The sequence below is a fragment of the Streptomyces sp. NPDC006798 genome, assembly GCF_040635975.1.
In the GTDB taxonomy this organism is placed as follows: domain Bacteria; phylum Actinomycetota; class Actinomycetes; order Streptomycetales; family Streptomycetaceae; genus Streptomyces.
Genome location: NZ_JBEYIS010000001.1, coordinates 77,693 through 90,448 on the forward strand (window position 1 = coordinate 77,693; position 12,756 = coordinate 90,448).

Genomic DNA, 12,756 nt, shown 5'->3' on the forward strand with positions numbered 1-12,756 from the left:
TACGGGTATCCCTTCGTTGACCTGCGGTTTTTCCCGACACCCGTACTTGAACATGGGTCCGAAGCGGTGTTCCAGTCCGTTCGGGCCGGTGAGCGTCTGCCGTGGGCGAATCCCACCCGCAGGGGCCGGCGGAGGGAAGGAAAGGGCCGCCCGCGGACGCTGTCCACGAGCGGCACCGACGAAGGAACAGAAGAAGAAGGAGGGGATGGGCGTGAACAGGGACGAGGCCCGGGAGTACGCGGAACTGGCCGACGACGCCGAGGCGGCGTCGAGGGCGCGGGCCCGGATGGCGGACGGCCGCCGGATCGAACTCACCGTGGACGAACTCGCCGATCTCGTACGGTCAGAGGGCAAGCCCAGGGAGTCCTAGCGCCGTCCGGCCCGGGGGACGGCCGCCGGGTCGCTGTGCCGTACCGGTCCTTGGTCCACCGTGACCGCCGGGGCTGCGGGGGCGGTGTTGAAGCCGGTGGTGGTGCGGGCGCGGGCGGCGTCGGCGCGCGGCTCACCGGTACGGGCCAGTTCGCGTGTCAAGGCTTCCGTGAGATGGCCTTCGGGGTGGGCGTCGATCACGGCGCAGAGGGCGCGGACGCGGGCGTTGGCCTCGGCGTGGGCGATATGGAGCTGGGTGGCGGCGGAGGTGATGGCGTCCAGTTCGTGGAGGACGGGGACGTGGCCTGGGCGGGTGAGGTGGTGGACCCGCTCCTGATTACCGCTGATCTCGGAGTCGGCGAAGACGATGCTCTGCCGTATCCGCAGCACGGTGAGCAGAGCGGGATCGGTGGTGTGGCCTTCGCGCCGAAGAGTCTGGAGGGTGTCGACGGGCCGCTGCCAGGCGGCCTCGATGATGGCGTCGGCGGAGGCCAGGGCCGTGGGCTGGGACATGAGGGACGGGGCTCCTTCAGTGGGGGCGGCTGCCGGTCAGCGACCGGGCGTGCGCGGCGGGTTCGGGGTACGGGGGTTGAACGGGAGGACGTTGGACCGGTCCGGGACGACATCGGGCCTGCTCTCCCGCCGAGGTGGTGCCGCGCCCAGGGCCGGGGAGACGGCCCTGGCCGCAGTACTGCGGGGCAGGAGCCAGACGGGGCCGCCGGTGTAGCGGTCGGCCGCCCGCTGGACGAGCCGCTGCTGCTCGTCCAGGGGCAGGGCGTCGATGTGCTGGACGATCCGGGACAGGCCGGAGACGAACAGGGCCTGATCCGGGTTGCCGAAGGCATTGGTCACGGCACGGACGGCTTCGGCCTCGACCATCGGGGCCCAGGAGTAGTCGAGTTCGGCCGCGTCGCAGACGTGCTCGGCACCGCCGTGGAGTGCGGTGGAGAAGGGTTCCCCGGCATCGATGACGGTGGGCAGGGAGTCCAGGAGGGTCTGGGTCGCGCGGCGCAGGCGGCCGGTCAGCTCGGGGTCGGTCGCCCACGCCACGGGCTGATACGGGGTCGGCGGGCCGCCGGTTGGAGGAGTTTCCATGGGCTCGGTTCAGCGGTGCCGGGCCGGGGCGGCGGCCGGGGCTGGGGTCGTGGTCCGCCACACCGTGGCCGGGGCGGGGATCACCGTGCGGGCGGTGGTGGAACGGGAGCGGGCGGCTGCCGCACGGGAGATATCGAGCGGGCTGGGCACGGGCGGCTTGACGGGAGTGATGCGGGAGGCGGACCGGTTGCGTGCGGGGAAGTAGTCCTTGTAGCGGGCGACGGGAGCGGGGTCGGCGAGCCGGGCGGTGGTGGCCGCGATCAGGTGGACCGGGGTGTGGGTGGTGAAGGTGCCGAGCCACTCGGACGAGTACCCGGCTGCGCCGCCGCCCATCGTCCACCGGGACCGGAGATCGTTGATCTCGTCCTGGTGGTCCAGCCGACCGTGGACGTAGCTGACCAGGGCGAGCCGGTCGGGCGGCTGGCTTGTGCTCAGGTAAGGCCCGTCGTTCGTACGCCACCCCGCATCGAGCAGTGGGCGGAAGGCCGCGACCTTCGAGGCGAGCGTGTGGTTCTGGACGGCTGTGCCAGCTCCTCGGGCGTGGTCCCCGGCGAGGGCGGTGGTGAACGCGGCGACGACCTCGACGGGGGTGGAGTGGTCGAAGGTGGCCAGCCACCGGGGCGGGGCGAACGGCTGCTGGTGGCCGGTGATCCGCCACAGCGCGTCATCCTCGCCCTCCGGCAGCCACCCCACCTTGATCCGCTGGTCCTGCGAGGACAGGTAGATGTTGCCGAGGTCGTCGTCCAGGCGGTTGAACCCCGCCTCCAGCAGGGGCACCAGGGCCGGGTCCCCGGTGAAGGTGGAGCCGGCGAGGTACACCGGGGAGACGAAGACGTCCCCGTCGATCTCTTCAGCAGCGGGCATGGCGGATGGCTCCGTTCCTCGCGGTTCGGGTGGTCAGCGGGTGAGGTGCGGGCGGGAGACCGCGGTGACGGCGGCGGGCACCAGCGGCTGAGCCGCGGGCGGATGCGAGAACAACCCCGGGACCGCCGCTGCGGCAGGCGCGCGCTGGACGGCGACCGCCGCCCATTCGTTGCTGATGGTCTGCGGGCGGACGAGGACCGGCAGTGTCGGAGCCGCCGACATCGTGGTGGCGCTGGGGTTCCAGGAGGCCAGGGCCGCGTACGCGTCGCCGAGCTGCTCGGCCGCCGGGCTCAGCTCGTACCGGGCGCCCTTCCGTGGGGAGTCCCGGACGATGAGACCGTCCCGCTCCATGCGTGCGAGGCGCTGGTGGGCCGAACTGGGCTGCAGCCCGGTCGTCTCGACGACCTCGGGGTACCGGAGCGGTCCGTGCCGGTCCAGCGCGCCGAGCGTGGCGGTCGTTCCGACGGGCCGCAGCCGGGCGAGGGTCTCCTCGGCCCGTTCCGCGTCCGCAGTGGCCGGAGTGAAGTGGGCCCGGTGCCAGTCGGCGAGGGCACGGTGGACCGGCTCGGCCGCGCGCCCGACCGCCGTGACCCCGTAGGTCCCGTGGCCGTGGCGGTCCACGAGCCCTTGGGCGTACATGCGGTTGAGGACCTGGATCGTGGTCGGGTAGCTGTTCCACGGCATGGCCGCGCCGATCTCCGCCGGGCGCATGGTCTCGTGCCGACGGAGGGTCTGCAGGGTCCAGGTGGTCCAGCGGGGCGAGAGGGTGACGAGGGCGTGGTCGACGGACTCGGTCCGCCCGGTGAGGGCAGCGCGAAGGGTGGGCACGGGGCTCCTCCGGGGTCAGCGGGGTCGGCGGGCCGGGACGGCGGTGGTGGGCAGGCCGGTGATCGGCGGCACCGGGGCCACGGCGGAGGCCGGGCTCCCGGGGGTGCGGGAGACGGCGGCCTCCGCCCGCGAGGCGAGTCCGTGCACTGGGGCCGGGACGGCGGTGTCGTTGGCGAGGGAGCGCTTGTAGGCGCCGGCCATGGTCCGCAGATGCTCGGCGCTCTGGTCCCGCCGGGCACTGAGCAGCGCTATCTCGGTGCTCGCGGAGCCGAGGACGGCGGCGCTCTGCCCGCCGCGGACGGAGTCCAGCTCCCGGGCGATGTAGGCGGTGCGCTCGTGGACCTTCTGATCGAGGTCGTCGACCTTGAAGGTGGCGTCCGCGATCAGCGCGGTCAACTGCCCGTACGGGCTGAGGAAGGGATGGCGGCCGAGGAGATCGGCGGCCGAGTCGACGCCGAGGGACTCGCGGACGAGACGGGTCCCGAGACCGGGCGGCGGGGTGCCGTGCACAACAACTCCAGAAAGACGAGGGGGATGGGTTCAGGTCCGGCACCGGCGCTGCGCGGCCGGTGCCGGGGTTGGCGCGGAGGCCGGGGCCGGGGGTGCAAGCGGGGTGCCGGTCGTTCGCATCTGGGGGGAGCGGGAGCGTGCCGCCTCCGCGCGCTGGTCCGGTGCCCCGGCGTCGGCCTCGCGGCGCAGGCGGTCGGCGGCGGTGCGGTAGACCGTGTTGTCGTACCGCTCCCCGACCGCGACGAGGAAGATCTCCCGCCGGTGCTGCGAGGAGGGCGGGGCGTCGCGGAACTGGAACACCATCCGCCAGCGGGTCTGCGGGTCGACGTAGACCTTGTGGCAGCCGGCCAGCTCCCGGTGCATCCGAGCCCCGCGCTCGTTGCCGTGGACGAGGTGCTGGAGTTCGAGCAGGGCCAGATCCCGGATGTTCCCGGGGACGTTCCGCAGGTCCTCCAGGGCCTCGGGGTGCGCGGCGAAGGCGTACCGCGCGGACTTCACGACCGCCCCCGGCCGGTCCGGGCCACCCCGGCGGAGATGCCGGTGCTGGGCGCGGTGACCGGGTTCGGCGGAACGGCGAGGCGGCCCGGGGCACGGGGAGAGCGGGCGACGGCGGCCTCCGCCCGTACCGAGGCGGGCTCGGGGGCGGCCGGCCAGCCCCTGTCCCTGTCCCAGACCCAGTCGTCGGCGGCCTCGGCCGTAGGAAAGGCCGCCTCCCGCACGGTGTACGTGGTCAGGCTCGGCGCGACCTCTTCGAGGAAGATCCGGTACGGGAACTGCGCCGAGTCGGGATGCGCGTCACGCACCATGACCCAGGTCTCCATCCCTGCGCTGAAGTCCCCCACCTCGCCGGTGTGGTGGTCAAGAACCTCGTACCGGTCATCGGTGTTGGCCCGCAGCAGCTCCTCCAGCCGCACCGTCACCGCATCCGCCGCACGGGGCCCGCCCGCACCCGACAGCTCGACCTCCGTAGGCGGGCACCCCCGCTGGACCAGCCACCGCTGCGCCAGCGGCACGAGCGGGTGCTTCTGCTCGGCAAACCGGTAGGTGTGCTGCTCGGTGTCCCGGGTGAGGTGCATGGCGACGTAGGAGGCGGTGCCGGGGACGTCATAGATGTACGTCGGGTCGTGGAACAGGAGGTAGCTGTCGCGGCTGTCGGCGCTGTGGTGGGCGGCCAGAAGCACGAATGAGCTGTCGTCGAGCGTCGCGCGGTGGAAGTAGTCCTCGATCTCCTCGGTGGCGGCGGTGAAGCCGTCGAGCCGGTAATCCGGGGAGGCGAAGAGATCGGGCCGGTCATCCAGCCAGGAGGAGAACTGCTCGGTCATGATCAAGCCCCCTCGGCACCGGGCGCGGGCAGCAGCCGGTGACTCGGCCGGGCCGCGCTGGTGGTGCACGCGCCGAACGGGCCGTCCGGGGCACGGAGCTGGAGCAACGTCGTATCGAGGTGGTCGCGGTGCCAGGTCGCCGGACCGACCGGACCGGCCTCGATGTCGGTGAGCTGCTGCCACGCCAGCCACAGCCCGTGAAGCCGGGCGATGGCCTCGGGATGCTCCCGCCACTGGAAGCACCACGGTCGGCCGGTGGTGATCTCCCGGCCGTAGACCGGCACCAGCAGCCGCTCCACCCACGTGCCGAGCGCGGCGAGTTCGTCCTCGTACGCCTGCCCGGCCAGCGCCAGAATGAAGATCGACGACGGGCCCTCCGGCTCGGCTGGGGCGCCGTCCCCGGCGGCGGACCCGGAGATGCCAGGACTCTCGGCGTCGACTTCGTCGCCGGGACCTTCTGCGAGGCGGGCGATGGTCTCACCGTGCCGCTGGGTCTCGGCCATCAGCCGGTGCACGGTGGAGACCAGATCGCCGAGATCATGGTCCGCGACGCGCACCGGCTCATCAGGGGATACAGACATGGACAGCCCTCGTTTCCGCGGATCGGACGGGTGTTGGGCTGCAGATGGTCCGGACGAACCCCGGTTTGGCCCGGCCGGGAGATCCGGGGTAGAGGGGTGCTCACCCCGCCCGGTGCGGGCAGTGGCCCAGGGGCGGGGCGAGCAGTTCGACCGCGCGGGCGGCCTGCTGGGGGACGACGCCGTTGCCGAGGGCGGTGAGCTGGGCTGGGCGTCCCAGGCCGGGGGTGTCGGTGACCCAGCCGGGCGGCAGGCCCTGCATCCACTCCACGAACCGCGGGCTCAGACGGCCCGCGCCATCGGTCGGCTCCGGCGCCGGGCGGGTGACGTTCTCCCACCGGGCGACGGCTGCGGCGTAGGGCCCCCACGCTCCGACGGGGTCGCCCCCGTCGCCGGTTCCGTGGTGAACAGCGGCAGGACCACCGCCGACAGCGGGGGCCGGAACCCCTTGCCCGCACGGCGCCCCGGGGTGCCCGTGTCCGTGGCCCGCGGAGTCGGCAGCAGCCGCGCCGCCGCCGACGGCAGCGTCAAATCGCCGTTGCCATGACGCTGATTGGGCGACCCCTTGATCCCGTCCGACGCCTTCGGGGTCGGCAGCAGCCACTCCACCTCGTCCGCGAGGTTCGGACCGTGCCCGCCTGCCTTCCTCTTCGCCGGATGCTGGCTGCCCCCGTTCGTGCCGATGTTGCTCGTCGGCGTCTTCAACAGAGCGGGGCCAGGCAGTGAGGAAGACCCGCTCACGCCGATGTGGCCCGCCGACGTCGGAGGCGCGAAGCACGCGCCAGCGCGCATCGAACCCGATGTCGGCCAGGGATCCGAGTACGGCACCGAGTGCCCGCACAGCAGGCTGACCTGCGTGGTCTCCCAGACACCACGGGCAGGGTTCCAGCTCGCCAGAGGAGGGGGCGGCGGGGGAGGTGAGGAGCCCCCGGACATTCTCGATCACCACCAGACAGGGTCGGAGGACGGCGATAGCGCGGGCGACGTGGTGCCACAGACCGGACCGGGTGCCCGCGGACAGCCCGGCCCGGCGACCGGCGACCGAGACGTCTTTGACAGGGGAAACCCGCCGTCAGGAAACACACCCCCTGGACATCCGCCCAGCTCACCACCGAGATGTCGCCCAGGTTCGGCACCCCGGGCCAGTGCCGGGCCAGAATCCTCGACGCCCCGGGGGCGGTGTCGGCGTGCCAGGCCATCCGCCCGCCCAGGACCGACTGGACCCCGAGGTCGAGGCCGCCGTACCCGGAGCACAGGCTCCCGATCAGCCGCCCGCCCGGCGCGGGCGGTTCAGCGGCCACGGCGCGGCTCCGGGGTGTAGGCGAGCCGGGACACCGGAGCTTTGGCGAGGTCGAACGCGGGCGGGCGGTAGATCGAGTTCGCCGGACGGGCCGAGCGGCTGAGCGCGGCGAGGATCCGGGGCGGTGTGCTGTCGATCCGGTCGGAGGACTCCCGCAGGCTCCGGCTGACCGCGCCGAGACCGTCCCGGGTCAGCTCCAGCCGCCACTGCGCCATCCGGAACGCGGCTTCCCGGGTGTCGCTCAGGTCCCCGCTGTCCGGAGCCAGGGCATGGCGGCGGAGGGTACCGAGCTGGTGGTACGCCTCGGTGTAGTTCGCCAGTGCCTGGCCCGCGTGGACGGAGGCGGCGGTGTAGGCGTGGATGACGGGCCCGAGGTCGAGCCCGGCCGTATCGTCGTCGGCGCGGGACTGGACCTCGTCGGCCAGGGTGGTGACCAGGCCGGTCAGCTCGGTGAGGCGGCGGGAGGCGGTTACGAGACCGGGCAGCTCGGCCGGAGAGGAGGGCACGGTGATCTCCTCGCGGAGTTCATCGACCTCGGCAGCCACGGCGTACAGCTCCTCCTTCTCCATCGTGGCGCGGCCGGTGTGCTCGTTCATGCGGGGCTCCGTCGGGACGTACGGGAAGGAACAGGGGGTAGGGCAGCGGCGGCCGGGGGCGGCGGGGCGGCACGGCGGGGTCGGCTGCGAGCGCGGGCGGCCTCTGCCCGTTCCGGCGACGCCCATTTCGGGTGTACGACTTCTCCTCGGGCGCGGGTCCGGTGCGGGCGGTGTGCCAACGGCGGCGGACCTCGTCCAGCGGGCCGAGGGCGTGCAGGGCGTGACCGATCAGCCGCCCGGCGGGAACAGCGGCGTCCTCGGCCAGCGCCCGGACCTGCTGGGCGGACTCGGCCGCCGTACGCACCAGGGCCGCCCCGACGACCCGCTCGCCGAAGAAGTCGGCCGCCCCGGCGACCGCCAGAGGGTCGAGCAGGTGCACGACCCGCTCGGTGTCGAGGATGTGGCCGTTGAGGGCACCGCGCCGCTGGACCTCCCACAGCACCGTGAGCTGATCGACCGGCTCGCCCCGGTGGTTCAGGGCCCCGAGCGCCCGGTAGAGGTGCTGGTGCCCCGGGTCGGCGAAGTCCTCCGGTCGCAGCCAGCCGACCACCGTGCCGAACTGGTCCGGGCGGGCCGCCAGGCAGGCGAGGAGGAACTCCTCATCCGCGTGGAGATCCCCGTCCGTCACCACGGTGGTCCGGGGTGCCGGTTGGGGGCTGGCCGGTGGTGGGACGGGTCGGGCGTCGGTGCCCCAGCGGCGGGCGAGATCGGCCAGCGTCCCGGCGAGGGCGTCGGCGCGTACGAGGGTTTCCTCGGCGCTGCCGCGGACGGTGTCGGCGCGGGCGGCCTGGTGGAGGCGGACGGCGTGCTCGGCGACGGTGCGGTGGATGGCGCCCTCCAGCACCATCCGCCCGTACACCGCTGCGTTCCCGGGGTTCGGGCAGGCGGTGACGAGCTGGTGCGCGTATGAGGCGGTGACGCCCCGGGTGCGGGTGCCGGCCTCGGTGACCGCGTCCGCGACCCAGGACACCGGCACCGCCCCCACCACCGCCGTGCTCCCGGGGTGGGCGCGCTCGCGCAGGGCCAGCGTGGAGGCGTAGAGGGCCTGGTGGGCGGGCCGGTAGAAGTGCTCGGGCCGGAGCCACGGCGTGAGCCGGTCGAGCTGGCCGGGGTCGAGGAAGATGGCGCCGATCACGGCCTGTTCGGCGTGGGCGAGGGGGTTCACGCCAGCCCCTGGCGGGAGCGGAGGGAGGCGACGGCTTGCTGGGCGTCGGCGAAGTCGGCGGCGAACCGGTCCAGGCCGGCCGTGAACGCGGGGTCGTCGAGCCGGATTGAGAGGGTGGCGGTGGTGAGCCACCACTCGCCGCTGCGGCGGACGACCGGCGCATCACCAAGCAGTTGGGAAAGAGAGGGTGGGGAGGGCACAGAGGACTCCGGGAAGTGCGAGGCGGAACGGGGAGGCGGGCGCGGGGAGTCCGTCTGCGCCGGCGGGAGGCGTACGTGGCGGTCATGCGGCGGGCCAGATCTCGTCGCGGCCGAGGGTCTTGGCGAGCGCGCGCTCGGTGATCGCGGCGGTCGCCGCCGCGGACGCGGCACCGTGGCGGGTGGCGTCCGGCTCCTTGTACCAGGGCTTCAGGTCGAGGAGCGCGGGCCGGATGCCGGTCGCCAGCAGCAAGGCCGAGCCCTTCGGGAGCGCGCGGATCGCGTCGGCGGGCAGCACCCGCTCCTGCCGCATCGACACCGACGTCGACTTGCCCGACTCACTCGTGGAGACCGACATCGTGCGGACGTCGTGGTCGCCGACGAGGCGGGAGAGTTTGTCGGCGAAGTCGGCGTCGTCGATTCCGGAGCCGATCAGCTTGATCGTCGCCGCGGACCAGAGCGCGTCCATCCCGCTCTCGCCCCACACTCGTACGCCCTGCCGGTACGACTGGAGGATCGTCACGACGATCACGCCCCGGGACCCCAAATGGGAGTAGAGGTCCGGAAGATCTTGGATCTTGCAGACGTTGGCGGCCTCGTCGAGGATCGCCAGCAGCGGGTCGTTAAGCCGGCCGCCGTCGCGCTCGGCCTGGATGACCGCCGCGCGCATCACCGCGTCCGCTGCGGCGGCGATGATCGCGGAGGCGGAGCCGCCGCCGTCCTTGGACAGCAGGAACAGCGTGTCCTTGCTGGTGGCGAACGCCTCGGGGCGGAACTGGGCGATCTTCTCCGTACGGCGGGGCGGGGTGACCCAGGCCGCGATCTCCGGATCGAGGAGACAGCTCGCGTACTGGCGGGCCGTTTCATAGATGCCGTCACGGGTCTCGACGGCACCGGCCACGGTGCCCTGGAGCTGCGCGGCGACCGCGTCCAGCCCCGCGTCGTGCAGCAGATCGACCGGGGTGCGGTCCGCGGGCGACGCGAGCCAGGCCAGCACATCGGTGATCGGACGGCCGTCGCTCGCCGCCGCCAGGAACAGCGCGGTCAGCGTGTTCGCGGCGGCCGTCGACCAAAAGTCCCCTGCGGACGACTCGTCGACGGAGGCGGTGACGAAGTGCCCGGCCAGTCGCCGTGCCCCGGCGAGATCGTGGGCGTCGGCGAGGACGTCCCACCACATCGTCCTCGGAGCGTGGGCGATCTGCTGGGGGTCCAGCGTCCACACCGTTCCCACCTCGGCGCGGGCGGTGGCGGTGGCGGTGAAGGCGTCGTTCGCGGCCTTGTTCGACGTCAGCAGCACCGGGCCCGGGGCCCGCAGGATCGCCGGGATCGCCAGCCCGGACGTCTTCCCGGAACGTGGGGCCATGATTGCCAGCAGCACGTCCTCCCACGAGGAACGCACCTCGTGACGACCTGGCTTCAGCGTGCCGAGCAGCACCCCGCGGTCGTCCGGCGGCACATCCTTCGGCGCCGTGCCTTTCAGACTCGGCCGGAGCCCGATCGCCTTCGCCGCGCTCTCCTTCGGCAACAGCGACGCGAGATCCCGGGCACGGGCCAGGCCGTCCTTGCCTCCGCGCCACCGCAGCCACAGCCGCGCCCCCACCACGGTGGCGGTGGTCAGGGCGAGGCCGGGCAGCACCCAGGTCGTGGTGACCAGTACGGCCTGCGGCAGACCGGGCCACACATCCCCGGGACGGGTCAGGGCTGCGGTGGGGTCGTAGGACACCCAGACGCCGGAGCCGATAGCGAGGTTGGCGAGGTTCCCGAACAGCCAGCCGAGCGACCCGGCGCCCATGCCGAGCGCGGCGGCGCCGAGCATCAGATAAAGGAGGAAGTCCGTACCGGTGGCGGACGAGGGCGGACGAGAAGAAGACACAGAGCAGTCCCGGACAGCGAAGTGGAGAGGAGGACGGGGCGGGGGCGGCTCGGGGCTCTGGCGATCACGAACACGACGGACTCCTGCAAGGCGGTGGAGGGGGGAAGTTGGCAGAGAGGAAGGGCGGAAGGAGTGCAGCCGGAGGCGTCGGCGGGTCGACGGAACCTGCCGGGACTGACTAGCCTTCACCTGCTCATGGCGTTGATGATCATGAACAAGTGGCTGGGCCGCTGAAGCCCGGGGGGATGAGGAGACTGCTGATGTCGGAGATCATGAACAGCCGGGTGCCTGTGGGGCACAAGCCTGATGGCACGCCGTACCGTGTCCTGGTCGTGGACGACTCGCTCTTCGTCGTCAAGCAGATGGCTCAGATCCTCGGCTCCGAAGGCTTCGAAGTCGCCGCGACGGCGGTCGACGGGGAAGACGCCGTCAGCAAGTACAAGGAGCTTTTCCCGAACATCGACCTGGTCACGATGGACATCACGCTGCCGAAGATGGACGGCCTCACCGCGCTGGAGCACATCATCAAGTTCGACCCCAAGGCCCGGGTGGTGATGGCCGCCGCCATCGGCAGCCAGGAGGCGGTGAAGAAGGCTCTGATCGCCGGAGCGAAGAACTACATCGTCAAGCCGCTGGACCACAGGAAGATCATGGAGCGCATCGCCTCCACATTGCGCTGAACCAGACCGGACGGGCTGCCTGGGCAGGACCTGCACGAGGGCCCATGTCCGCGCACTTGGCTGAGCCGCTCGGCAGGCGGAGGTGGTTCACCGGGTCCGTCCCCGGTCCGGGACGGCGGACGGTAGCGGGGCAGCGGCCGGGGTGGGCGAGGGGGAGACGGTGCGGCCGGTGAGGGTGGGGGACTGGGCACGGGCCGCCTCGTGCAGTCCGGGTTCCCGGCCCTGGTCAGTGGCTGTTGCCAGGGCGCGCATCCGGTCGGCGGCGATGTGGAGGTCCTCGCCGAGCGCGGTGACGGTCGCGGCGGCGTCTTCGAAGAGGTACGAGAGGTCCCAGCCTTCGTCCGTCCCGGCCTCTTTGGCCTGCTCGACCGCCGCCTCGAAGAACTCCGACAGCCGCGCCAGCACCCCGTCGACCGGGTCGAGGACCTGCTCGGCGACATCCGCCGCCTCGGCCGGGGACCCGGCGCCGTTGAGCCGGTCGGTCAGCCGAAGAAGCTGCTGCCCGTGCACGAGCCGGCCGACAGGGTCGGAGGGGGTGGCCAACAGCTCGGTGTCGAGGGAGGGGTCGAGATCGACCCGGAAGCCGGCTGCGGTGAGCATCTTCGCCGCTGAGGTGGACTGCCGGTTCTCGTACTCCCGGCCCATGTCCCAGTGCAGCCGGTACTGCCGGGAGGCCGGTCCGTGGTCGTCGATGAACCCGGCGTGCCGCAGCATCTCCATCGCCAGCACGCCGTGCTCCGCCCGCTGGAAGCCCCGGTGGGGGATGGCGGCGACGTTGCCGCCCTGCTCGCGGACGATCACCACATGGGGCTGCTCGGGCTCGGTCATCACGGGACTCCAAGGGGATCGGTGGAAGGAGGATGGTCAGAAGTGGGGGTTCTCGGTGGGCCGGTCGGCCCCGCTGGCGGCGGCCAGCAGCTCGGGGAGGTCGGCCGGGTCGGCGTCGCGCTGGTCGATCCACCAACCGGCACGTGTCACCGGCCGTACCGCGTCCTCCACCCCTGCCCACTCCGCCTCGCTCGTGGTCCCCTCGGTGACGAGCGCGGCGTAGGCGGCGGTGACGAGCTGGTGGCGGCACCGGGCGCCCCAGGCGATTGCGCGCTCGCTGCCCTCCAGCGGCGGCATCCGGAACTCCTCCTCCCACGCGCGGGCGGAGCCGGCCTCGGCGGCCCGCAGTACGGCGATCCGCTCGGCAGTGGCCTCGGCGTCGCCGGTACGGGCGGCCTGCCAGCAGTCGGTGCAGTCCCGCCCGGCCAGCCACCGGGCGTACCCCGCCCGCTGATCGGCCGGACGGGCGGCCAGATCCACCTCGGCGGTATGTCCGCAGACGTGGTCAACGGGCCAGATGGTCTTGACGGCCATGAGCGTGCTCCTCGATA

At 72.7% G+C, this 12,756-nt stretch carries 18 protein-coding genes and 2 pseudogenes; 2 read left to right on the plus strand and 18 right to left on the minus strand.

The features are described 5' to 3' along the window. The first annotated feature begins 211 nt into the window (after positions 1 to 211). Positions 212 to 370 (plus strand): hypothetical protein, encoded by a 159-nt coding sequence (locus tag ABZ714_RS00345; protein WP_358822854.1) that lies wholly within the window; start codon positions 212 to 214, stop codon positions 368 to 370. On the opposite strand, the gene ABZ714_RS00350 is transcribed toward ABZ714_RS00345, so the two are convergent. From ABZ714_RS00350 to ABZ714_RS00425, 16 genes and pseudogenes are all read right to left on the minus strand, one after another. Next, positions 367 to 882, minus strand: a complete 516-nt coding sequence (locus tag ABZ714_RS00350) for a hypothetical protein (RefSeq protein WP_358822855.1) — start codon at positions 880 to 882, stop codon at positions 367 to 369. The genes ABZ714_RS00345 and ABZ714_RS00350 overlap by 4 nt on opposite strands. Before the next feature lie 36 nt (positions 883 to 918). Continuing rightward, entirely contained in the window at positions 919 to 1,419 is a 501-nt protein-coding gene (locus ABZ714_RS00355) for a hypothetical protein (protein WP_358822856.1), read from the minus strand. A 54-nt stretch (positions 1,420 to 1,473) separates the two neighbouring features. Then, complete coding sequence (locus ABZ714_RS00360; RefSeq protein ID WP_358822857.1) at positions 1,474 to 2,328, minus strand: DUF317 domain-containing protein; 855 nt, start codon at positions 2,326 to 2,328, stop codon at positions 1,474 to 1,476. 33 nt (positions 2,329 to 2,361) lie between these two features. Continuing rightward, the gene (locus ABZ714_RS00365) at positions 2,362 to 3,156 is read right to left on the minus strand and encodes a MarR family transcriptional regulator (RefSeq protein WP_358822858.1); all 795 of its coding nucleotides are present in this window, start codon (positions 3,154 to 3,156) and stop codon (positions 2,362 to 2,364) included. 15 nt (positions 3,157 to 3,171) lie between these two features. Then, complete coding sequence (locus tag ABZ714_RS00370) at positions 3,172 to 3,666, minus strand: hypothetical protein (protein WP_358822859.1); 495 nt, start codon at positions 3,664 to 3,666, stop codon at positions 3,172 to 3,174. Between the two features lie 30 nt (positions 3,667 to 3,696). Further along, positions 3,697 to 4,164 carry a hypothetical protein gene (locus ABZ714_RS00375; protein WP_358822860.1) on the minus strand — a complete coding sequence of 156 codons (468 nt, stop codon included), beginning with the start codon at positions 4,162 to 4,164 and terminating at the stop codon, positions 3,697 to 3,699. Beyond that, positions 4,161 to 4,988 (minus strand): hypothetical protein, encoded by an 828-nt coding sequence (locus tag ABZ714_RS00380; protein ID WP_358822861.1) that lies wholly within the window; start codon positions 4,986 to 4,988, stop codon positions 4,161 to 4,163. Before ABZ714_RS00380 ends, ABZ714_RS00375 begins: the two co-directional genes overlap by 4 nt. A gap of 2 nt (positions 4,989 to 4,990) precedes the next feature. Beyond that, positions 4,991 to 5,569 (minus strand): DUF4913 domain-containing protein, encoded by a 579-nt coding sequence (locus ABZ714_RS00385; RefSeq protein WP_358822862.1) that lies wholly within the window; start codon positions 5,567 to 5,569, stop codon positions 4,991 to 4,993. Positions 5,570 to 5,669: 100 nt separating this feature from the next. Beyond that, complete coding sequence (locus ABZ714_RS00390) at positions 5,670 to 5,837, minus strand: hypothetical protein (RefSeq protein WP_003953678.1); 168 nt, start codon at positions 5,835 to 5,837, stop codon at positions 5,670 to 5,672. Between the two features lie 11 nt (positions 5,838 to 5,848). After that, positions 5,849 to 6,271, minus strand: a complete 423-nt coding sequence (locus tag ABZ714_RS00395) for a hypothetical protein (RefSeq protein ID WP_358822863.1) — start codon at positions 6,269 to 6,271, stop codon at positions 5,849 to 5,851. A 61-nt stretch (positions 6,272 to 6,332) separates the two neighbouring features. Then, positions 6,333 to 6,587: pseudogene (locus ABZ714_RS00400) on the minus strand (C-5 cytosine-specific DNA methylase); the annotation flags it as partial. A 91-nt stretch (positions 6,588 to 6,678) separates the two neighbouring features. Then, positions 6,679 to 6,867, minus strand: a pseudogene (locus tag ABZ714_RS00405) (DNA methyltransferase); the annotation flags it as partial. Continuing rightward, entirely contained in the window at positions 6,857 to 7,462 is a 606-nt protein-coding gene (locus ABZ714_RS00410; RefSeq protein ID WP_358822864.1) for a hypothetical protein, read from the minus strand. The gene ABZ714_RS00410 and the pseudogene ABZ714_RS00405, both read right to left, overlap by 11 nt. Then, positions 7,392 to 8,627 (minus strand): DnaB-like helicase N-terminal domain-containing protein, encoded by a 1,236-nt coding sequence (locus ABZ714_RS00415; protein WP_358822865.1) that lies wholly within the window; start codon positions 8,625 to 8,627, stop codon positions 7,392 to 7,394. The genes ABZ714_RS00410 and ABZ714_RS00415 overlap by 71 nt, the downstream gene beginning before the upstream one ends. Further along, positions 8,624 to 8,827: a hypothetical protein gene (locus ABZ714_RS00420; protein ID WP_358822866.1), complete on the minus strand. Its 204-nt coding sequence runs from the start codon at positions 8,825 to 8,827 to the stop codon at positions 8,624 to 8,626. The genes ABZ714_RS00415 and ABZ714_RS00420 overlap by 4 nt, the downstream gene beginning before the upstream one ends. Before the next feature lie 82 nt (positions 8,828 to 8,909). After that, entirely contained in the window at positions 8,910 to 10,640 is a 1,731-nt protein-coding gene (locus tag ABZ714_RS00425) for a TraM recognition domain-containing protein (RefSeq protein WP_358822995.1), read from the minus strand. A 317-nt stretch (positions 10,641 to 10,957) separates the two neighbouring features. Here ABZ714_RS00425 and ABZ714_RS00430 point away from each other — a divergent pair, with 317 nt between their 5' ends. After that, the gene (locus ABZ714_RS00430; RefSeq protein WP_358822867.1) at positions 10,958 to 11,377 is read left to right on the plus strand and encodes a response regulator; all 420 of its coding nucleotides are present in this window, start codon (positions 10,958 to 10,960) and stop codon (positions 11,375 to 11,377) included. 87 nt (positions 11,378 to 11,464) lie between these two features. Here the strand turns inward: ABZ714_RS00430 and ABZ714_RS00435 are convergent, their stop codons facing one another. Both ABZ714_RS00435 and ABZ714_RS00440 read right to left on the minus strand, forming a co-directional pair. Further along, positions 11,465 to 12,205: a hypothetical protein gene (locus ABZ714_RS00435; protein ID WP_358822868.1), complete on the minus strand. Its 741-nt coding sequence runs from the start codon at positions 12,203 to 12,205 to the stop codon at positions 11,465 to 11,467. A gap of 36 nt (positions 12,206 to 12,241) precedes the next feature. Continuing rightward, positions 12,242 to 12,739 carry a hypothetical protein gene (locus ABZ714_RS00440; RefSeq protein ID WP_358822869.1) on the minus strand — a complete coding sequence of 166 codons (498 nt, stop codon included), beginning with the start codon at positions 12,737 to 12,739 and terminating at the stop codon, positions 12,242 to 12,244. Positions 12,740 to 12,756 lie beyond the last annotated feature (17 nt).

What these genes read in the sequence shown, in the direction of transcription:
- ABZ714_RS00350 (WP_358822855.1), bottom strand. Translation starts at nt 882, where the DNA reads ATGTCCCAGCCCACGGCCCTGGCCTCCGCCGACGCCATCATCGAGGCC.
- ABZ714_RS00360 (WP_358822857.1), bottom strand. Translation starts at nt 2,328, where the DNA reads ATGCCCGCTGCTGAAGAGATCGACGGGGACGTCTTCGTCTCCCCGGTG.
- ABZ714_RS00380 (WP_358822861.1), bottom strand. Translation starts at nt 4,988, where the DNA reads ATGACCGAGCAGTTCTCCTCCTGGCTGGATGACCGGCCCGATCTCTTC.
- ABZ714_RS00385 (WP_358822862.1), bottom strand. Translation starts at nt 5,569, where the DNA reads ATGTCTGTATCCCCTGATGAGCCGGTGCGCGTCGCGGACCATGATCTC.
- ABZ714_RS00410 (WP_358822864.1), bottom strand. Translation starts at nt 7,462, where the DNA reads ATGAACGAGCACACCGGCCGCGCCACGATGGAGAAGGAGGAGCTGTAC.
- ABZ714_RS00425 (WP_358822995.1), bottom strand. Translation starts at nt 10,640, where the DNA reads ATGCTCGGCGCCGCCGCGCTCGGCATGGGCGCCGGGTCGCTCGGCTGG.
- ABZ714_RS00430 (WP_358822867.1), top strand. Translation starts at nt 10,958, where the DNA reads ATGTCGGAGATCATGAACAGCCGGGTGCCTGTGGGGCACAAGCCTGAT.
- ABZ714_RS00435 (WP_358822868.1), bottom strand. Translation starts at nt 12,205, where the DNA reads ATGACCGAGCCCGAGCAGCCCCATGTGGTGATCGTCCGCGAGCAGGGC.
- ABZ714_RS00440 (WP_358822869.1), bottom strand. Translation starts at nt 12,739, where the DNA reads ATGGCCGTCAAGACCATCTGGCCCGTTGACCACGTCTGCGGACATACC.